The following is a 19,655-nucleotide window of genomic DNA, read 5'->3' on the forward strand; positions in this document are numbered from 1 at the left end:
ATAATAATAATCTATGCCACTGCGGCTGGCATGGACGATTCCGCCGCCGAACTGGAAATAAGGATGAATCGAGATATTCTGAAGCTGCGCCAGCGGGTACAATTTCCCTGTCAAGAAAACAGGATATATATTGACCGAGCCAAGGAGCACATCCTCCCGGGTCAGATATTTGAAGTCGCCGCGGCTGAAGATTCCTATCGAAATTTCTGCCGCAAAGGAGGGCGCCAGACGATGGGCATAGAAGAATTCGCCGTAGAAACTTGATTTGGAAGGCTCAAAACGGTCGCCGTCATTATCGATGGTGGTCTTGTCGCCGGTTGATGTCCAGACGCCGAGTCTACCGCCGGCCGAGTGCATTTGAAGATAATCGTTACTGACAATCTCCACGGCGGTAAGAGATGCCGGCAGAAGTATGACAGTTGCCAAACCAATCCAGAAAAACCATCTCATGGTTCTTTTAACCAAAGAATACCTCGGCGGTTTCAATCATTTCCGGATCGATAGTTTTGATTCTGGAGACAACATCTTTGAGCGGATAGGGAACGATTTTCACCCCCTGCAGAGCCACCATCTGACCGAATTGTCCGCTGTGCACGAGGTCGATGGCATGCACGCCGAAGCGCGTGGCGAGGACCCGGTCAAAGGCAGTGGGGGAGCCGCCCCGCTGAATATGTCCGAGGATGACCACCCTTGTTTCGAAACCGGTGCCGGCTTCAATCAGTTCGGCCAGCTTGTAGCCGATGCCGCCCAGGCGCACGTGGCCAAAGGCATCGAGCTTTTTATCCTGCAGCACCAGTTCTTCCTCCTGGGATTCCGGGGACATCTTGATTTTGGCGCCTTCAGCAACTACCACGATGGAGAAATCTTTTCCCCGGCTATGGCGTCGTTTAATCAGGGTGCAGACATTGCTAACGAAAGTAATCTTTTCCGGAATAAGAATTATATCGGCGCCGCCGGCAATACCGGATTCAATGGCAATCCAGCCGGCGTGACGTCCCATAACTTCCACCACCATAACGCGGTTGTGCGCTTCGGCGGTGGTATGAACGCGGTCAATTGCCTCCGTGGCGATATTGAGGGCGGTATCAAAACCAAAGGTGCGGTCGGTGCCCATAACATCGTTATCGATAGTTTTCGGCACGCCCACCACTTTGATGCCGTCCTGAAACAGCTTAGCCGCGACGCCCAGAGTGTCCTCGCCGCCGATTGCAATAAGGGCGTCAATATTGTGCCTCTTGAGAGTGGCTTTGATAGTATCCACGCCATTTTCTACTTTGAAGGGATTTGTGCGGGAAGTTCTCAGAATGGTTCCGCCGCGATGAAGAATACCGGAAACATCGATGAGGCTCAAGGGCTTAATCTTTTCATCCTTGATAAGACCCTTCCAGCCCTCAAAGATGCCGAGTATCTCATAATTATAATTGAGGATTCCTTTTCTAACGATGGCACGAATAACAGCATTAAGTCCCGGACAATCGCCCCCACCAGTCAACACACCTACTCTCATTTATTCCTTCTTTCCTAAAATTAAATATAGCCGGTAATTATAGTTGCATTATGCCGCTCTGTCAAGATTCAATTCCCCTGACGGCGGACTTCAGAGATTACAATGACGGAAGCAGATATAACTTTTGATTTTTGTAGTCAAAGAGGAGGGTGTACTGCCTTAGCATCATATTCCCGAGGTTTCCGTCAAGTTCGCTTGATTTCAGGACTCCCGATTCTCCTTCAACAATCAGTAGCGGCGGCTTTTCTAACTCCAGATTGCCGATTTTTAATCTATTGCCGAGGGCAGACCTAGTACGACTGGAGCCGCCAATTCCGCTGACTCGACCGTTCATTACCTTGATATCGGTAAATCGACCTTCGAGATTATTCCTATCCACGAAAGGCTTGTGCAGAATGACCCCGAAAGCGCTCCCGAGGTCAACCAGAAACCTTCCGGAACATCCCTCCAGAGCGACATCCACCGATGGCACTTTTGACGTAAGATTAAGGGTAACAGCGAATTGCGAGTCCGGAGAAATAAAGGTTTGAGGTTTGTATAAAACGAGTCGTTGTTTGCCATAATCGACTTTGACCGGCATTCGTGAAAGAAGGTCATACCCAATTAATCCCCCAAATTCACCGGGAAATTGCAGTCCCAATTCGGAGAGGTCAACAACCGCCGCAACTTGCCGAAAGAGGCGAATATTACCCACACTTATAGAATCGATGGGAGCAACAGAGGCAGAATCATACCCTCCAATTCCCTTGGCAGGAAATTTACCTTCCGCAAGCAATCGCTGTCGCTCCGCGAATTTCTTGTCTAATATGTTAATGCCGGCGCCGGAATCAAGCATGAAGAAAACTTCTGCGCCGCCGTTGACGCTGACCTTTATATAGATATGACCACCCTGGAACTGTAACGGAAGAGTAACGGAATCGCGGTCGGGGGGAAAACTAAAATCGATTTCCGATTCTCCTGTGGGGGCAAAGATGTCTGGGTCAATATTGAGATTATAATCTATTCGGTCAAATTCGATGTCAGAATTCATCTGGGGAAGAGAAGCCCTGGAGATAAATCTGAAGGGAAAGGGGACGCCGTGGATGTCGCGAAAATCACTGAGAAAAGTATGCATCGTGATTTCATCGAGCTGTTCCGCTGTCATCTCAATCCTTCTTGTCTCCTGATTCACAAAAATCCAGAGCGAATCGCCACCCTCCGGCAGCGCCAGGAAGAGATGATAATTTACGGAGGCGATTACGGTATCCTTCAGGTAGGTGTATTCGCCGGACATTCTGCCGATACCGAGGAAGGATTGTCCCGCCAGAAAGGCGGCATTGATGATTTTTTTCCGCTCATTACCGCTCAATGTCACGATTTGCTGATTTTGGTCAAGAGTCCAAGCGACCGAGCCATCAAAGCCCTGAGAGAGTTTCATTGGACCGAGTTCATAGGAGACCAGAAATCTATCCGGCTCAGCATATATGATTTCAATATCGCCGGTTAGCCCGTAAACTGTCGCTTTTCCGCTCTGCCGATAGTTTGTTATCTGCGCCACCGAATCGGCGTATCCGGGCGGAAGAACCGATTCTAAAGTCACAGCTCGGGCATTCTCCGCAAAAAACGCAAGAAGCACAGAAGCGAAGGAAAACAATGGACGCGAAATCACTTAATACTCCGACCTGTGATAGTCAGCCAGGACGATGATGCCGATGAGTGTCCAGTTGAGCAAAAGCGAGGTGCCGCCATAACTGAGGAACGGCAGAGGAAGACCGGTGACCGGCATGAGACCGAAAGTCATACCAATATTGACAAAGAATTGAAAGAAGATGATGGTGAGCGCCCCCCAGACCAGATTGGAAGTGAATTTGGAGCGACAGCGGGAGGCAATCCTGATTCCTCGATAGAAAATGAAGCCAAAAAGCAAAACGACGGTCAGGGTGCCGACAAAACCGAATTCCTCGCCGAGGACGGAGAAGACGAAATCAGTATGCCGTTCGGGAAGAAATTTCAGCTGGCTCTGCGACCCCTCAAGATACCCCTTACCAATAATCCCGCCGGAGCCGATGGCGATTTTCGATTGTATTATCTGATAACCGGCGCGCTGGGGGTCCCGCCCCGGGTCGAGAAAAGTAATGACACGCAGCTTCTGATAGTCTTCAAGATGATTCCAGATGAACGGGGTTATCATACCAAAGGCAAGATTGAAAGTAAAAACGATTACCCCAAAAAGTATCCCCGGTTTGAGGATCAGCATAAAGACTATTAGAAGAACCAGATATATGACCCAGGCAATCCAATGGAAAGCGGCCACCAGGGAGATAAGAGGAGAGACAATTAGTATCAGATATGCCGGAGAGAGTCCGGACCAGAACCAGAGACTGAAAAGGAGGACGACAAAAACAAGCGAGGAGCCGAGGTCGGGCTGTTTCATCACGAGAAGCGCCGGGATGAATGCCAGCATCGCCGAAAAAGCGAGCCGTCGCTTAGACTGTGGCGGTAATTTGGTGTAGGCAAAAAAGCGTGAAAGCGCCACAATGAGAGCCAGTTTGCCGATGTCGGAGGGAGAAACGCTCATAAAACCGAGAGAGAACCAGCGCGAGGCGCCCATGCGGGTCTCTCCAGCGACCAGGACCAGAATCAGCAAAATAATAGACAATCCGTATAGCGGATAGGCGATAAAATCAATTACCCGCACCGGAATATGGAACACCGCATTGAAGAGCACGAAGGCAAGCAGAAGCCAGATTGACTGTTTAATATAGAAATTCAAAGAAGAACCGGCGCTGCTGTCATAGTGCGCCGAATAAATCAGCATGATGCCGATAAGCGATAGTCCGACGGTCGCCAGAATGAATTTCCAGTCGAGGCTTTTGTAATCAACGGTCATTCCGTCACCGGGCTTTCCGCGACGCTCTGGGCGATGACGTTCTGGGTGGAGTCGCCGAGAAGGTATCGCTTAATAATTCTGCCTGCCAGCGGTGCCGCCACTTCGGAACCATGCCCGGCATTCTCCACCAGAGCGCAGACCAGAATCCTGGGGGCGTTCGACGGCGCATAGCCGACAAACCAGGAGTGGTCCTTGCCATGGGGGTTCTGTGCCGTTCCGGTCTTACCGGCAATGGTGTAATATTTGTTCCGCAGCCCTTTGGCGGTTCCGCGCTCCCCCTGCACCACCAGTTCCAGCGCGCGCGAAAGGACCGAAAGGGTGTTTTGCGAGAAGGGCAAGGTGAAAGAGAGAGTTGGTTCGATTTTTTGAACAGACCGCTCGGGGTAGCGAATCTCTTTAAGCAGATGCGGCTTGAAGACCTTGCCGCCATTAGCCAGCCCGGCATAGAACTGCGTCAGCTGAAGCGGCGTAACAATAAACTCTCCCTGCCCGATGGCTATGTTCAGAATCAACAGTTTAGACCAGCGGTTGGGGCCAAAGGCTTTGTCATAGTAAGCGCGGCTCGGCGCAATTCCGGAGAGCTCGCCACTAATATCGATACCGCTTTTCTTGCCAAAGCCGCATTTGACGGCAAATTCATTCCAGGCATCTAAACCAAGAATCTGCCCCACCTGATAAAAGTAGACGTTACAGGATTGCTCGACCGCATGATAGAGGTCCAGGCGGCCATGCCCATGTTCCTGCCAGCATTTGAAAACGCGGTTCCCGAAACGCATGCCGCCGCCGCAGCCACGAAGTATCGTCTCTGGAGTTAAGACGCCTCTTTCGAGAGCGGCGCCGGCAGTGAGCAATTTCGCCGTGGAACCAGGGGGATACATGCTGGAGGTAGGCCTATTGAGGAGCGGATGGCGGGGGTCATCAATGATGCTCCGCCAGATTTCATCGGGGATGACACCGGAGAAGAGATTGGGATCAAGTCCCGGGAAAGACGCCAGCGCCAGAATCTCCCCGGTGGTCGGGTCAAGCGCCACTACCCCTCCGCTTGCCTGAAGACTATCATAGAATTTGACGATTTCTCTCTGGAGAGCGGCATCGATAGTGAGCACCAAGTCTGCCCCCGGTACGGCCGGAACCCGATCTTTACCGCCGTATGGTCCGATTATCTGCCCGCGGGCTGAGACCTCGATAAAATCGGTGCCTTCAATTCCGCGCAGTTCGCGGTCATAAGCCTTCTCAATCCCCTTCTTCCCTATCAACCGCCCCGGACGATAACCCCACTGCGATTCATTGTCGATTTCATCCGGCGCTACCTCGGCAATGTAACCGATAAAAGTCTCAGCAGAAATCCCCTCGACATATTGTCGCACCGATTCCACGCTGTAAGTTGCTCCAGGGAAATGCTCGCCGTTTTCTTCCAGAGTCGAAATAACGCCGATATCTTGGTCCCGGAGGACGGCGGCCGGAATATATTTGCTGATGAAATTGGCGTTCAATTTTTTCTTTATCTCCAATGTATCAGCTCCGGTCAGTTCCGCCAGACGCGGAAGAGTCACGTCTTTTTCCATCTCCATCGGCACTATAGAGACCGTGAAGGAGAGACGGTTGTCGGCAATCATCTCCATATTGCGGTCAAAAATCACGCCCCGCTTGGGAATGATTGGTCTAATGCGGATGCGATTCTCCTCCGACTGCGCCAGAAAAGATTTGTACCTTATAATTTGATGATAGAATAGCCCGGCTATGATTACCATCAGGGCGATTATCAAGAGGACGCTGGCTATCTTGGCGCGATGGTCCTTTTCGATGAAGTACGCGGACATCTCAAGCGCTTTCCTTGACCCCTCGTGGTGATGCCAGTATCTCCGTAATCACAAAGTAAGCCCAGGCAAAAATCAGAGTATAGAGCACTCCCGGGAGAACGGAGCGATAGAAAAGGTAAAAGAGGTCCTCTCCCTGAGCGACCAAGCTTATCAACAGCCCGTGAACAAGCAGAAAGAAACCCAGCAGAGTCAATTTGGATAATGAGGTTTCGAGATTGAGACGGGAACTGAGGTGTTTGATTGCCAGCGCGATAAGTCCCAGCACGAGGATTTCCCAGGGCATGACGGTGGCATTGGGAGTGGAGACGACAATGGCGGCAACCACGGCGAACCAGAGGGCAACGGTCTCGTTTTTGCGAATGGCGACCATGATGACAAGAAGCCCGGCGAGGTCGATGGTAACGCCATAAATGGAGAGCATCTCGGCTAAAATAGTCTGATAAAAGGCGAGGGCAAAGAGTCCGACGATATAGAGAATCAGGGTCATAATCAGTCTTCCATCAGTATATATAATTCGTCAATCTCGAAGAAATTTACAGTGGGGCGAAGGTTGACCCTTTTGAGTATTTCCCCGGCGTTGGCATAAACCGAGTCAACCTGGGCAATAGCCAATCCGGGAGGATAGACGCCGCCCAGCCCGGAAGAGATAATCAAGTCTCCTTTCTTGACCTGAGCGTCGGCGGGCAGATTATCCATATATAAGCCGCGCTGAGTGGAAAAACGGACGATGCCTATCTGGCGGCTATCCCCCACCCGTCCCGATACCGCATTGGAGGGGTCGGTGAGGAGTTGAACTGTGGCATAATTGGTCATGACATCGACAATTTTGCCCGCCAGACCATAGCGATTGACCACCGCCAGGTTTGCCCTGATGCCGTCGTTGGAGCCCTTGTTCACGACAGCGGCGACCGGATAGAGTTGCTGGTAAAGAGAAACAATTTTGACCGGGACTAACCGGAAATTTTCGGGAGGTTCGAAACCAAGCAGTTCGCGGAGCCGCTGATTTTCCCGGCGGGCTTCATTAAGCCGGACTAATTGCAGCGATGTTTCCGTCAATTGACGGCGCAGGAAACGATTCTCCTCGGCAACATTCTGCAACTCCTGAATATGGCTCTTAAGGCGGAAAAAAGGGGAATAGAAAACGGACGCTGAAATTTTGGCGAGGCTAATGCGAACCGGGTCATTGATGACCGTGACCAGCAAAAGGAAGACAGCCGCCAGAATGTAATTGAGGAGACGACGATTTTTATGGAAAACCGTCGAGAACCATCTCATAAATTTAACGCCTCCGTGCGTCGCCGTCGATTATTCGATGGCATCAAGCATTTGCAGCAGTTCCCCCGGAGAAGTAACAGCCATCATCTTGTTGCGATTTTCCTCTGATTTCATGATATAAGAGAGGCGCGCCATGACATTAAGATGAGCCCCTATGGCATCCTCAGGGGCGGCAATCAGGAAGAAGAGATGGGCCGGCTTGTGGTCCATGGCATCGAAGTCAACCCCCTTGTCGGAGCGGCCAAAGGCAATGACAATACCCTTGGTGGCTTTGGTCTTAGCGTGCGGGAAAGCAACTCCGTATCCGACTCCGGTCGTAACCAGATTCTCCCTCTCCCGGACATCCTGCAAAAGCTCCACCGAGTCTTTGACCAGGTTTGATTTTGACGCCAGTTCCACCAGTTCTTTCAGAATCCCGTCCTTAGTTGTCGCCTTGAGATTAAATGTGATTAAGTCTTCGGAACAGAATTTAGATAGTTTCATATTCACCTCAATCAATATTTTTCCGCTTCCTCAATTAACAGAATGGGCAGGTCATCTTCTACCCGATAAATCAGCCTGCAGTTTTCGCACTTCAATTGCTCCTGTTCCGGCAGATAGATTAGGTGTCCCTTACACTTGGGACAGACAATCAGCTCCAGCAGGTCTTTAGAAAGGCTCATTTAATCCTCCGCAATCCGGAAAACCCCCATACGGCGGAATTTCATCAGGCGACTTTGCAACAACTGGTCAACAGGAAGGGTCTGCAGTTCATCCAGGGCGCTTACCACCTCGATCTTTATTGATGCCGCCATGGTGTTATAATCATTATGCGCCCCGCCGGGAGGCTCTTTTATTATCTTGTCCACAATCTCCAGTTCCATCAGGTCATCGGCCGTAAGTTTCAGCGCCTCGGCCGCATGGGGCGCCTGGGCGGCATCGCGCCAGAGTATCGCAGAACAGCCTTCTGGTGATATCACCGAGTACCACGAGTACTCCAGCATAAATATTTTATCGCCGACGCCGATACCAAGGGCGCCGCCGGATGCCCCCTCCCCTATGATTACGATTACAATCGGAACCGTCAGAACCGCCATTTCGCGAAGATTTCGGGCAATCGCCTCAGCCTGTCCGCGCTCCTCGGCGCCGATACCGGGATAAGCCCCCGGAGTATCTATCAGGATTACAATCGGCCTGTTGAATTTTTCAGCCAATTTAAATAAGCGCAACGCCTTGCGGTAACCCTCCGGATGCATCATCCCGAAATTTCGCAGAAGTTTTTGCTTGGTGTCGCGCCCCTTCTGTTGGCCAATTATCAGCACCGGCCGACCCTCGATTTTGGCAAATCCGCCCACCAGCGCTTTGTCATCGGCAAAATACCGGTCGCCATGAAGCTCAATGAAATCGGTGGTTATCAGTTCTATATAGTCGAGGGTATGGGGACGTCGCGGATGGCGCGCCAGCTGGACTTTCTGCCAGCGGGTTAGACTGGAGAAAATCTCCTCCCGCATCTTATTGACCTTTGACTGCAAGGAAGCGATTTCTTCGGACAGCTGAATATTCGAGCCGGCGGCAAAATCTTTCATATCGGAGATTTTTTTCTCCAGCTCCATAATAGGTCGCTCAAACTCAAGGCAAAGTTTGTCCTGCATACTCAATGGCCGTTACGGGACGGCTTATTCTCCTTGCGAATTTTGCCCATTAAGATAAAAAATAATATAAAAATTACAACCATAAAAAGGATAAGCAGCCCCAGGAGCAGGATTCTCTCGAAGTAGAACATTATGACGGCAACAGTTCCCAGCAGTATCCCGGATAGATAAAAGAGCGCAACCACCTGGCGCTGGGAAAGACCGAGATAGGCAAGGTAGTGGAAAATGTGCCGGCGGTCGGCTTTCATGACATCTTTGCCGGCGGCGAAACGCCGCAGGAAGGAGGAACCGATTTCAATCAAGGGGACGCCCAGCACCATGAGTGGCAGAAAGAGAGCGGCAGCCGTGAACGATTTAATAGGAACAAGCAATGAAATGAAGGCGAATATATATCCGATCAAGAGAGAGCCGCCGTCGCCAAGAAATATTTTCGCGGGATGACGGTTGAAAAACCAAAAAGCCAGAACCGCTCCGGCGAGAGTCAATGAAATCGCTACCACCGAAGATATGCCGAACAGAAATCCGATAATCGCCATTGAGACGGCGGCGATGAAAGAAACTCCGGAGGCAAGACCATCGAGCCCATCGATGACATTAATAGCATTAGTCAAGCCGACTACCCAGAGAATGGTAATCACGGCGGAAAAGTGTCCCAGCGAGGCGGAACCGAATCCCGGAATGGAGAGCCAAGCGGCCTTTAACCCGCCCAGGTAGAGTATCAAACCGACCATCATTTCCACCGCCAATTTGTGTTTCGCGCGGAGAGGATGAAGGTCATCTATCACTCCCAGCAGGAAGATTATCACCCCACCGCCTATGATAAAGGGAAAGGGGTTGGTGATTTCGGCAACGGAGCCGGGCTTGAAAAGGACAAGGCCGGTCAAAACCAGCCAGAAGGAAATGAAGATAGCGGCGCCCCCCAGATTGGGCGTAGGCCGCTTATGTCGCTTATGCAATCCCGGATAATCGAGTATGTCATGCTTTTCACAGAGCCTGATTACCCCCAGCACCGAGACAAACGCCAGAATGAATGAAGACAGGAAAACAGATATGTTAAGCCAGTGATTCATGCTTCAAACTATGAGGGGGCGGGATTTCTTGCTACCCCCTCTGAGAATAATTTTTGCAACAAGATTGATTGCCAGCAATAGCGGAAGAGCCAAAATGGAAAAGCCATTAGGGTAATATTTCAGGAAATATTTCCAGACCGACATATGCTGATAGAAATCTCTTCTCCAAGCGGCGATATTGGAGCCGCTGCCCCAGAGATGGACCGCTCCGGCATGGGGAGTGAAAAAGGTGCTCTTGCCGACCAGAAGCGCCCGCTGACAGAGGTCGGTGTCTTCCATGAAAAGGAAAAAACGAGAGTCGAACCCTTTCAGTTCGTCGAACAAGGAGCGCCGAATCATCAGACAGGTCGCCGAGATTGCCGGAACTCTGGTTATTTCAGGGTAATCCGGCAGAGTGTAGGCGCCGTTGTCTTTAAGCAGTTTGTACCTTTGCAGGAGAGAGCCGCGGGAGAGGAAGATATTTGATATAGTCGGGAAACGCCGACAATTAGCCTGAAAGCGGCCATCGGGAAAACGCAGGCGGGCTGTTACTATGCCGCAATCGCTTCGGCGCTCGAAGCAGGCAAGCATCATAGAAATGGCGTTGTTATCCAAAAGGAGGTCGGGATTGACGAAAAGCAGAAAATCCCCGATAGCCGATGGCGCGGCAGCGTTGCAGGCGGCGGCAAAACCGATATTTTTGGGGGAAGTCATAATCTTGACTTCGGGATAATTCCCCCTGATTGATAGCACCGTGGAATCAGTCGAGTTGTTGTCAAACACGACAACCTCTCCCCCGACTGATTTTAATTGAGGCAGCAGAGAGGCAAGGCAATTGATAATCGAATCGGCAGAGTTGTAAGTTACAATGATGGCGGATACTGATATTCCAGACATTGCCTCAGGCACTTACTTTAGACGTCCCAGAAGGGACATTAAACGGAGGTACCAGACTTTCCAGATTGCCTCCCGAACAATCTTCTTGGACATTTTGGATGCCCCCAAACGGCGGTCAACAAAGACTATCGGAATCTCTTTGAGGCGCATCCCTTTCTTCCATATTCGGAGGGACACTTCGATCTGAAATATATATCCGTTTGATTTAATGGAATCAAGCGGAATAGCCTCCAGGGCCTGTCGTCGGAAACATTTGAAACCGCCGGTGGCGTCGCGCACCGGCAGACCGGTAATAATCCGGGTATAAACGTTGGCAAAATAAGACAATAACAGGCGGCTCATAGGCCAGTTAATGACATTGACTCCGGAGATATAGCGGGAGCCGATTACCAGGTCATTTTCCTTGATCGCTTCAAGAAAGTCCGGAATGTAATCAGGCCCATGGGAGAAATCGGCATCCATTTCGAATATATAGTCATATTTTCTTTCAATCGCCCATTTGAAACCGGCGATGTAAGCCCGCCCCAATCCCTCTTTCTTCTCCCGGTGCAGAATATGGATTCTTCGGTTGGCGGCGGCAAGTTTATCAACGATTTGGCCCGTTCCATCAGGCGAGTTATCATCCACCACCAGCACTTCAATAGAGTCATCCTGCCCCAGAACGGCATTAATTATCCGCTCAATATTCTCCTTTTCGTTGTAGGTGGGAAAGATTATCAGGGGTCGATTACTTGTTGTCATATTTTCGTCGGCGGCTTTTTCCTTTCCCGCGAGGATTGGAACAGATGAACCGCCACAACCGACGCGATTAAAAGCAGCGCCAGATAAGTTATTGCTTTAGCCCGATTGTTCAGAGACCTGTTGTACTTAAAGATGACCTGCTTTGACCCGGCGGCGACCGGAACGGCGCGGAAGGAGCCATTGGCTCGCAGCACCTCCGTCTTGACCCCGTCAACAAACGCTTCCCAGGCGAAGTAATAATTATCAGTCAGGACAAGTATGCTGTTCTCGGTGGTTTGAATATCGACCACGACCGAATCAATGGCGTAGGAGACAACCTCAGCAATGCCACCGACCGTATCCGATGAATTGACAGCAATAGTCGGCTCTTTTTCAAGGAAAACTTTCTTTCGCAGATCTGCAGTTCCTCCCAGAACGCGGGGATAGATATCTTTCCGCTCCGGAATGACTTCAAAAGTGGAAACAAGGTACGCCCGAGGGAAGGCGTTGCTGTTTTTGTATAGAACCGCGCCGCTGAAATCGCGCTCGGTCACCAGCGGTTCGGCGCCGAAGTAGTTGGGAGGCAGCTTGGCATTGCTCGGCGCCAGGATATATCTTGTGCCGACCAGATTCAGAAAATGGGGATTGCCTTGATTGGTGAGTGACGGTCCCCCCAGGAGGTCATCATACCAGCGCAACTGGTTTCCATGATATCCCGTTACCACCTCGATTCCGAAAAAGGGGAGATAATCATGCGGGACTGAACCGAGATTAAGGATGCGGAATTTTCCCGGCAGGCCGTTTATATAATTGGTCATTGGATTGGGCGAGAATTGCTGACGATAGTCGAATGTTCTCACAAAGCGAGAGCTGAACCTGACCCCATCGCTCATAGCCAGTAGCGGAATAACCAGGAGAATAGCCATCCCCGTTTTCCTGGACAAAAATAAGTAAATGGATACGGAGACGGCCGCCACGAAGAAAAAGACAATCCAAAGTCCCGTCTTGATATTTGGAAGATTCATAAGCGCCAGCTGCCATTTGGACAGATTCGGCTGCCCGGGGATAGGATTCTTAATGTCGCCATAGAAAAGAGAACTATAAAAGGAGAGCATTGTCTCTCCCGCCACCAGATAAAGAAAGGCAAAGACGAAAAGAGCGCCGGAGCAGATGGCAAGATAACGATAAATTTTTCGCTTCACGGCGTCACTTGCTTCGCGCCCCTTCTCAATCAGATACTGCAACCCCATTCCAGCCAGAAGTGATACCGAGAAAAGGAAGATGAACATAATCGTACTGGGGGCGCGCAGCGATTTTACATTGGGAATGAGATAATAGAATATCTTGAAAAGGGGAGTTGTCCCTCCCAGGGCGTAAATCAAGGCAAACAGCGCCAATCCGGCGAAAAAATATGCTTCACGCCGCCGGCTGAACAGTACCGCCAGCAATGCCAGCATCAGCGGTATTACCCCGGCGTATTCTGAATTGTCTTTGAAGACATTTTTCCCCCAGTAATAGTCACCTTCCCCGCCGGTACTTCCGGAAAATTCCGGGACAACCAGGGAGAAAGCCTCTTCCTCATGCATCGACCAGGAGGTCGCCCATTCATAACCACGCTTGGTATCGGCCCGAGGAGAATATTTGGTGGTATAAATATATCCCGGATAGAATTGGACGGCAGAAACCATCAGTCCGATTACAACTGCTCCTGCCAGTAGCGCCGAAGGCATTACCAAGGAGCCAGGGCTTTTCCTTTCTCGGAAGCGAAGAATCAGCTTGAAGATAGAGTATGCCGCAATTGACCAAAGCGAATAGTATGACAGCTGCGGATGGGGGCTGAGGATAATTACGCCGATGACCAGTCCCAGCAAAGTAAAATTCAGAACAGGCTTCTTTTCGAAGCCGCGGTCTAAAAACAGGATAGTTAAAGGAAATAATGTGGTAACGAATATTTTGCCGTCATGTCCCGGCGCCACCAGCGAAATCAGCAGTCCCGAAAACATATACGCCAGAGCCGAAAGGGTTGCCGCCAGACGCCCCAGGCGAAACTGGCGGGCGGTAAAAAACATAATAATGCCGGCAAGGAGGATATGCAGGACCAGATTGAAGCCGAGCATTCTATAGAAGTTGCCGAAGAATTTGAGAATCGAAAGGGGATAGAAAATGTCCCCATGAAAAGCGTCAATGTACGGCATCCCCCCGAATATGAAAGGATTCCATACCGGCACCTGGCCGTGGGCATTGAAATACTCGACATAGAAGTGCCGGAAGAATATTCCGGCGTTAATAGTATCGGAACCATAGAGCATCTGGTTGGAAAAGATAAACTCGCCGAATACAAGTATGACCCCAATCAGCATTACTACCAGCAAGACCGGCAGGTAATATTGAAAATTTTCGAGATTAGCCGGCGCTGCGGCTTTCTTTGATTCCGGTTTCCTGTTCAATCATCTCTCCCGGTTGACCTGAAAGATATTCATTATAGTCTTCACTTCTGTTTCCGTTCGAAGTCGGACAGTTTTTTTCGGATAACCGCCAGTTCCTCTTTCAATGCGGCCAGCGCTTCGGCCAAAAATCCCAGAATAAAAAACCCCATACCCAGCCCGGAGAGCAGCATGACCAGGTAGAGCATGGGACGGTATCCTTCCCCTTCCACGAAACGGAAATAGAGCGCCACCAGTCCGACCAGAAAACCAAGCAGCAGAAAGATGGAGCCGGTGAATCCGAAAAAGAGGAGCGGTTTTTTCAGCAGGGTCAGCTGGGTTTTGACGGCAATCATGTCGAGGACACCGACCGGTATGCGCCAGATGGAGAATTTCGATTTTCCCCAGCGCCGTTCGTACAGCGGTATTTTTACCTCGGCAATTTTGTACCCCCGGTCCGCCGCCAGGACCACCAGGTAACGATGCCAATCGCGGCGCAAAAACATATCGCGGGTTACTTCGGCCCGAAACGCCTTGACCGAATTCTGGTCATGAATTTTGAGATTGAAGATTCGTCGGGAAAGATAGTTGTAAATCCCGGATACAAACCGTTTCCGGTATTTTCCCTGTTTCCATCCCGCCACGACATCGGCGCCGTCAAGAATCGGCTGCACCAGCGCCGGGATATCTTCCGGCAGGTACTGCAGGTCAGCCGGATAGAAGACGTAAATCTCCCCGGATGAATTGGCAAAGCCGGTCTGCAAGGCCTCGGTCAGACCGCGATTTACCGGGTGTTGGGCACAACGGATGAATTCGTATTTTGCGGCTTGTTCCTGAATGACCTTCCAGGTGCTGTCGGTGGAACCATCATCAATGAGTATCAACTCATAAGGATGATTTACCTGGCGGCGCATCTGGTCAAACTGGCGGCAGAATTCAGCTATATTGCCTTCTTCATTGTACGCCGGCACAATTACAGAAATCATTCTATCTCTCCTGTTGATTTGCCGGCAAGCAAATCATCGACGTTTTTCCACACTTGCTTTGAAATTGGATTGTATTTCTTGACCAGTTCCAACTCCTTTTTGCCTTTTTCATAAAACTCGGGACGTCCACTCTCGCGATTCATGGCAATATAGAATTCTCCCAATCGATAACGCAAGTGGAAATCGGTGGGTGAAAAGGCGATCGCCTCCTTAAAGAACATCTCCGCCTCATCATAGATTTTGAACTCGTGAGCCAGCAGGGCGGAGGCGTAGTTGGCGGATAAATTCCGGGGAAACTGCGTCTGGTGACGTCTCATATAGAGATGACCGGTTTCGTACTGGTTGCGGAAATAACTGTCGATAGCGATTTCGTAATTGGAAAGTTGATACTGGTCGGCGGTAATATTGCCGGTGGCTCCGGCCACACGATAGAGTGTCACCCGAAAGGTGCCAATATAATAAAAAGAGACCTGTTTTGCCTGACGCATAATCTCCGGATAGTTGTTCTTAGCCTGCTCTTCATTGGACTTATCCAGAAGCAGATGGGTAATGGGATACCTTTTGAAAAACGCCGTATCAACATTGGCGACACCAAACATATGAATCAGGTTAGAGTTGATATTTCCCAGAGTGAGAGTAGCGGCGTATGGCCCCGAAATTACCGCTTCGGGGGATAAGACGGTGTTTATGTCGCGAGAATTGGCTTCGATACAATAAGTGGCGCGCCCCGACCAATGCAGATACTTGATTGCCCCCGGCAGGATGGTCCCCGCAATTAACGCAATCAAGAGAATGTACCGCGCCGGACGGGATGCCAGCAGACGGGAAACAGCGGTAAAGTTGACAATGAAATAAGCCAAAAAAGTAAATCCGACACCAATAGCAAGGAAGAAGTAAGGCACCGTTGTCAGGTCAAAGGAACCTTTCTCATATCCTATCGCCTGCTGAAGCAATTGATAGAGAGCCACCAGCGACAGGATAAAGAACAGCGACCAGAACAGAACTGTTCGATTCGGTTTAGATGGTGATTTTATCTTCCTGCCCAAGAGATTTGATACCATGATAGCGGCAAGAGCATAGAGGGGATAGATAAGCATAGTCTGGTACCGCAGAGGCCGATAATTCCAGATCATCAGCGCGCCGTATGCTCCCAGCGCGGCGGCAAAGAAAAATATAAGACCGGGCGAGAGACTGACCAGCTTTCGACGCAGGTCTGATAGAGGAGTCAGTTTATAAAGAATAAATACTATCATTCCCCAACCAAGCAATGCCGGCACCGGCATCCGCTCAAAGAGGCGGCTTTTCATTCCCAGAGAGACATATTTGTAAAGGAAATCGCCAAACGATTTCAAAGCGGTCGGAGCGCCATAGAGGTCAAACGCCTGTTCTTCAACATATCCGGTTACCGAGGATGCCATCGGTCGATAACTGAAGAAATACCAGAAAACCGCAATACCGGCAAAGCCAGCGGCAAACAGAAGATATTTCTTTGCGATTCTTTTTGTCTCCGAGGGATATCCCAGGTAAAACTCGTACAGGGCATAGCAAAAGAAGGGGAAGAAATAGGTCATGCCGATAAGTTTGCCAAAGAAGATTCCGGCGCCCAAAAGCAGCCCTGCCAGTGGCAGAAGAGCCGCTTTGTGCGACAGATACAAGACGGCAAAAGATGCCACGGCAAAGAAATTCATGCTGTTTTCAAGGAAAGAGAGCCGGCCAAAGAATGTTTGATTGAAGTCAAACGAAATGAAGAGCAAGAAGAGAAGCGCCGCGATTACACCGGCCGCTTTTCGGATAATAAAGTACAGCAGAATCAAAGTTGAGAATGAGAAAGCGAGTCCGACGGTATTGGCGGAGGCGTAACTGACACCAAATAACTTGAATATCGCCACTGCCAGCAGGGTGGTTGCCGATTTGAGGAAGAAAACCAGACGGTAATCATGCAGCGGATTGAAACTCCCGAAGAGGACATAATTTCGGGCAAAGGAGGTATATTGTGCCGGGTCGGTATAGACATCCTGGCTGGTCGTGAGTTCAATAGGCGGGTCGGCGGATAGATGATTTATCCTGACAAGAAGCGCCAGGAGAGTAACGACCAGAAATGCCGCCAGTTCCCAACGGGGCGCAATCTCCAGAGTGTTCTTATTGCCCAAAAAACTCCCTAATTCTGCTTGATATAAAATCAACCTGCTGGTCGGTCAATTCCGGATATATCGGCAGGGAGAGAATTCTCTCCGACAAGCGCTCTGTTACCGGCAGCGGTCCGGTCTTCAATCCGGTTTCGACAAAGGCTTTCTGCTTATGGACCGGCACGGGGTAATGAATCATAGTGGGAACGCCGCATTCTGCCAGAAATTTCTGAAGCTCATCGCGCCTGTCGGTCTCAATTACGAACTGATGGTAGACCTGGTAATACTCAGCGGATTCCGATGGCAGTCCCAGAGGCAGGCTATCGAGGTTTACTCGATATCGTGATGCCACCCGGTTTCTCTCCTGATTCCAGCTGTTAAGATGACGAAGTTTCACCTCCAGAATCGCTCCCTGCAGCCCCTCCATGCGCGCATTGTATCCTATCATATCATGATAGTATTTTCTTTCGCTTCCGTGGTCGCGGAGAATCCTGATTTTGTGCGCCAGTTCCTTATCGGAAGTGGTAACCGCTCCTCCCTCCCCGTAGGCGCCGAGATTCTTGCCGGGGTAGAAAGAAAAGGCGGCGGCAATACCGTAAGAGCCGGCAGGTTTTCCCTGGAACTTCGCCCCATGCGCCTGGCAGGCATCTTCCACCACCCAAAGAGAATGTTTATTCGCGAGGCTATTGAGCCGCTCCATATCGACCATCCGTCCATAAAGATGAACCGGCATGATAACTTTCGTGCGGGGGCTGACCGCTGAGGGCAGTTTATCCAGGTCAATATTCCTTGTGTGCGGGTCAATATCGACCAGCACCGGTCTGGCTCCGGTATAAATAATTGAAGCGACCGTGGCAATAAAAGTATTGGCGGCGGTAATGACTTCATCCCCCGGTCCCACTCCCAGCGCTTTGAGAATCAGATGCAGGGCGGTAGTGCCAGAGTTTAGGGCTACCGTCTCGGTACAACCGCAATAGGCGGCGAAGTTTTTTTCGAACGCCGACACCCGGGGACCGAGAATAAACGAAGAGGAAGAAATCGTTTCAGCAATGGCGGAATCGATTTCACCGCGGATACTATCGTACTGCGCTTTAAGGTCGAGAAATTTGATTTGCATAAATTTACACTTGGGGTTGAAAATAACACGGGAAAGGGAGGACGTCAAGCAATTCGCCGACAGATATAAAAGTGGCGGCTTGAGTTAAGCCGCCACTTTCGGAATCTTGTGAAGCGGTATTCTTGCGGACTCAACGGTAATAGAGCGGGATAGAACCTCCCTTGAACAGGTAGTTTATCAGAAAGGTGACATCGAGGATATTTATACTACCGTTACCATCGGCATCGCCGGCGAGTAAAGCCGGCGGCGGCGGTCCCTGCTGATAGAGGTAACTCAAAATATAGGTGCCATCAAGAATATTTATGGTGCCGTTTCCGTTGGCGTCGCCGCACTGATGAATTACGAAAAGGCCGTCAACGACCTCCACCACGCTGGTGTCGAGAACCGGCACCACGGATGTATCGATTGAAATGGAGTCGGCAGGCGGTCCGGTAACCTGCATCCAGCTCACACAGGTTGTGCCCTGCCAGGTGTTACAGCGAAACCAGCTGGTGTCCAAAAGGGTGTCGTACGTCAATCCAATCATCTGTCCATACGGGTCGGAAAACTGGATGGCATCCAGTCTCCTGTCAATAAGGAGCAAGGCATATCGGTCGGAGGTGGTATCGGGCACATTGAGGACATCAGCTTTGATTTTGATGAGCGGTATATTTCCGCTCTGCGGCTCAATAGGGGGGACAACCGGTCCCGGAAATAACGTTGCCAGGGCAACAATTCTGATATCGTGCCCGGTCCCGCTCACCGAATTAGCATTGACGTAACTCCAGCCGGATATGAGTGTCCCGCTGGTATCAATCAGGTCCGCCGTCGTTCCCTGAAAGACAATCATGTCGGGACGATTCAGTATGATGCGAATGAGGAATGCGGCGATGGAATCAGATGGGTTTTCCACAAAAATCGGGATGATAGCATCCTGCTGATTGGGGTAACCGCTGGCGGTTCCAATCCAGAGATTCAAGGTCAATGAATCCTGCCCGCTAACGGAACTTGAAAGGCTGAGAATCAGGAAGAAAATCAACGTCAAAAAAATCCTGATTTTCCTCGGATTAAACATCTCGACCTCCTATTTAAGAGAGTTTGGGGCTGTTAGAATCCGTTAGCAGTTATTCAATGGGGTTCTTTAAGTCTTTAATTGCGGATATTTCTCAATCGATTAAATATAAGTTCATTTAGATAAATGTCAATCTTTTTTTGATTTCCAGTCAGAGTTCCCAAAGAAATTGTGCAATTTGTTG

The 19,655-nt window shown here is 50.3% G+C and carries 18 protein-coding genes; all 18 read right to left on the reverse strand.

The genetic code is table 11. The features are described from left to right. Positions 1-465 (reverse strand): hypothetical protein (locus AB1690_12280; GenBank protein MEW6016083.1); only part of this gene is annotated, 465 nt, incomplete at its 3' end. Then, positions 458-1,507, reverse strand: coding sequence for a 6-phosphofructokinase (locus AB1690_12285; GenBank protein ID MEW6016084.1), 1,050 nt, complete (start codon positions 1,505-1,507; stop codon positions 458-460). The genes AB1690_12280 and AB1690_12285, both read right to left, overlap by 8 nt. Before the next feature lie 97 nt (positions 1,508-1,604). Then, positions 1,605-3,086: an aspartyl protease family protein gene (locus AB1690_12290; protein MEW6016085.1), complete on the reverse strand. Its 1,482-nt coding sequence runs from the start codon at positions 3,084-3,086 to the stop codon at positions 1,605-1,607. Positions 3,087-3,155: 69 nt separating this feature from the next. Further along, positions 3,156-4,376, reverse strand: a complete 1,221-nt coding sequence (rodA, locus tag AB1690_12295; GenBank protein ID MEW6016086.1) for a rod shape-determining protein RodA — start codon at positions 4,374-4,376, stop codon at positions 3,156-3,158. After that, positions 4,373-6,196: a penicillin-binding protein 2 gene (mrdA, locus tag AB1690_12300; protein ID MEW6016087.1), complete on the reverse strand. Its 1,824-nt coding sequence runs from the start codon at positions 6,194-6,196 to the stop codon at positions 4,373-4,375. The genes rodA and mrdA overlap by 4 nt, the downstream gene beginning before the upstream one ends. A 1-nt stretch (position 6,197) precedes the next feature. After that, positions 6,198-6,683, reverse strand: coding sequence for a hypothetical protein (locus AB1690_12305; protein MEW6016088.1), 486 nt, complete (start codon positions 6,681-6,683; stop codon positions 6,198-6,200). A 2-nt stretch (positions 6,684-6,685) separates the two neighbouring features. After that, the gene (gene mreC / locus AB1690_12310) at positions 6,686-7,471 is read right to left on the reverse strand and encodes a rod shape-determining protein MreC (GenBank protein MEW6016089.1); all 786 of its coding nucleotides are present in this window, start codon (positions 7,469-7,471) and stop codon (positions 6,686-6,688) included. 30 nt (positions 7,472-7,501) lie between these two features. Further along, positions 7,502-7,954: a PTS sugar transporter subunit IIA gene (locus tag AB1690_12315; GenBank protein MEW6016090.1), complete on the reverse strand. Its 453-nt coding sequence runs from the start codon at positions 7,952-7,954 to the stop codon at positions 7,502-7,504. 11 nt (positions 7,955-7,965) lie between these two features. Then, the gene (locus AB1690_12320; GenBank protein ID MEW6016091.1) at positions 7,966-8,133 is read right to left on the reverse strand and encodes a Trm112 family protein; all 168 of its coding nucleotides are present in this window, start codon (positions 8,131-8,133) and stop codon (positions 7,966-7,968) included. After that, a complete protein-coding gene (locus AB1690_12325) occupies positions 8,134-9,102 on the reverse strand; it encodes an acetyl-CoA carboxylase carboxyltransferase subunit alpha (GenBank protein MEW6016092.1) in 969 nt (322 codons plus the stop codon). It abuts the gene before it with no gap. 2 nt (positions 9,103-9,104) lie between these two features. Further along, positions 9,105-10,172 carry an MraY family glycosyltransferase gene (locus AB1690_12330; GenBank protein MEW6016093.1) on the reverse strand — a complete coding sequence of 356 codons (1,068 nt, stop codon included), beginning with the start codon at positions 10,170-10,172 and terminating at the stop codon, positions 9,105-9,107. Positions 10,173-10,175: 3 nt separating this feature from the next. Next, positions 10,176-11,048: a glycosyltransferase family 2 protein gene (locus AB1690_12335; GenBank protein MEW6016094.1), complete on the reverse strand. Its 873-nt coding sequence runs from the start codon at positions 11,046-11,048 to the stop codon at positions 10,176-10,178. A gap of 12 nt (positions 11,049-11,060) precedes the next feature. After that, positions 11,061-11,789, reverse strand: coding sequence for a polyprenol monophosphomannose synthase (locus tag AB1690_12340; GenBank protein ID MEW6016095.1), 729 nt, complete (start codon positions 11,787-11,789; stop codon positions 11,061-11,063). Continuing rightward, a complete protein-coding gene (locus AB1690_12345) occupies positions 11,786-14,215 on the reverse strand; it encodes a hypothetical protein (protein MEW6016096.1) in 2,430 nt (809 codons plus the stop codon). The genes AB1690_12340 and AB1690_12345 overlap by 4 nt, the downstream gene beginning before the upstream one ends. Positions 14,216-14,256: 41 nt before the next feature. Continuing rightward, positions 14,257-15,177, reverse strand: coding sequence for a glycosyltransferase family 2 protein (locus AB1690_12350; protein ID MEW6016097.1), 921 nt, complete (start codon positions 15,175-15,177; stop codon positions 14,257-14,259). Further along, positions 15,174-17,327: a tetratricopeptide repeat protein gene (locus AB1690_12355; protein MEW6016098.1), complete on the reverse strand. Its 2,154-nt coding sequence runs from the start codon at positions 17,325-17,327 to the stop codon at positions 15,174-15,176. The genes AB1690_12350 and AB1690_12355 overlap by 4 nt, the downstream gene beginning before the upstream one ends. Beyond that, positions 17,317-18,420: a DegT/DnrJ/EryC1/StrS family aminotransferase gene (locus AB1690_12360; GenBank protein ID MEW6016099.1), complete on the reverse strand. Its 1,104-nt coding sequence runs from the start codon at positions 18,418-18,420 to the stop codon at positions 17,317-17,319. The genes AB1690_12355 and AB1690_12360 overlap by 11 nt, the downstream gene beginning before the upstream one ends. 130 nt (positions 18,421-18,550) lie before the next feature. Further along, positions 18,551-19,474, reverse strand: coding sequence for a dockerin type I repeat-containing protein (locus AB1690_12365; GenBank protein MEW6016100.1), 924 nt, complete (start codon positions 19,472-19,474; stop codon positions 18,551-18,553). Positions 19,475-19,655 lie beyond the last annotated feature (181 nt).

Source organism: Candidatus Zixiibacteriota bacterium, from assembly GCA_040753495.1.
Lineage (GTDB): Bacteria > Zixibacteria > MSB-5A5 > GN15 > PGXB01 > DYGG01.

Bases quoted from the DNA above. Each gene is read 5' to 3' on its own strand.
- AB1690_12365 (MEW6016100.1), bottom strand. From the start codon at position 19,474: ATGTTTAATCCGAGGAAAATCAGGATTTTTTTGACGTTGATTTTCTTC.
- AB1690_12305 (MEW6016088.1), bottom strand. From the start codon at position 6,683: ATGACCCTGATTCTCTATATCGTCGGACTCTTTGCCCTCGCCTTTTAT.
- AB1690_12350 (MEW6016097.1), bottom strand. From the start codon at position 15,177: ATGATTTCTGTAATTGTGCCGGCGTACAATGAAGAAGGCAATATAGCT.
- AB1690_12340 (MEW6016095.1), bottom strand. From the start codon at position 11,789: ATGACAACAAGTAATCGACCCCTGATAATCTTTCCCACCTACAACGAA.
- AB1690_12315 (MEW6016090.1), bottom strand. From the start codon at position 7,954: ATGAAACTATCTAAATTCTGTTCCGAAGACTTAATCACATTTAATCTC.
- AB1690_12335 (MEW6016094.1), bottom strand. From the start codon at position 11,048: ATGTCTGGAATATCAGTATCCGCCATCATTGTAACTTACAACTCTGCC.
- AB1690_12320 (MEW6016091.1), bottom strand. From the start codon at position 8,133: ATGAGCCTTTCTAAAGACCTGCTGGAGCTGATTGTCTGTCCCAAGTGT.
- AB1690_12325 (MEW6016092.1), bottom strand. From the start codon at position 9,102: ATGCAGGACAAACTTTGCCTTGAGTTTGAGCGACCTATTATGGAGCTG.
- mreC (MEW6016089.1), bottom strand. From the start codon at position 7,471: ATGAGATGGTTCTCGACGGTTTTCCATAAAAATCGTCGTCTCCTCAAT.
- rodA (MEW6016086.1), bottom strand. From the start codon at position 4,376: ATGACCGTTGATTACAAAAGCCTCGACTGGAAATTCATTCTGGCGACC.
- AB1690_12360 (MEW6016099.1), bottom strand. From the start codon at position 18,420: ATGCAAATCAAATTTCTCGACCTTAAAGCGCAGTACGATAGTATCCGC.
- AB1690_12330 (MEW6016093.1), bottom strand. From the start codon at position 10,172: ATGAATCACTGGCTTAACATATCTGTTTTCCTGTCTTCATTCATTCTG.
- AB1690_12285 (MEW6016084.1), bottom strand. From the start codon at position 1,507: ATGAGAGTAGGTGTGTTGACTGGTGGGGGCGATTGTCCGGGACTTAAT.
- mrdA (MEW6016087.1), bottom strand. From the start codon at position 6,196: ATGTCCGCGTACTTCATCGAAAAGGACCATCGCGCCAAGATAGCCAGC.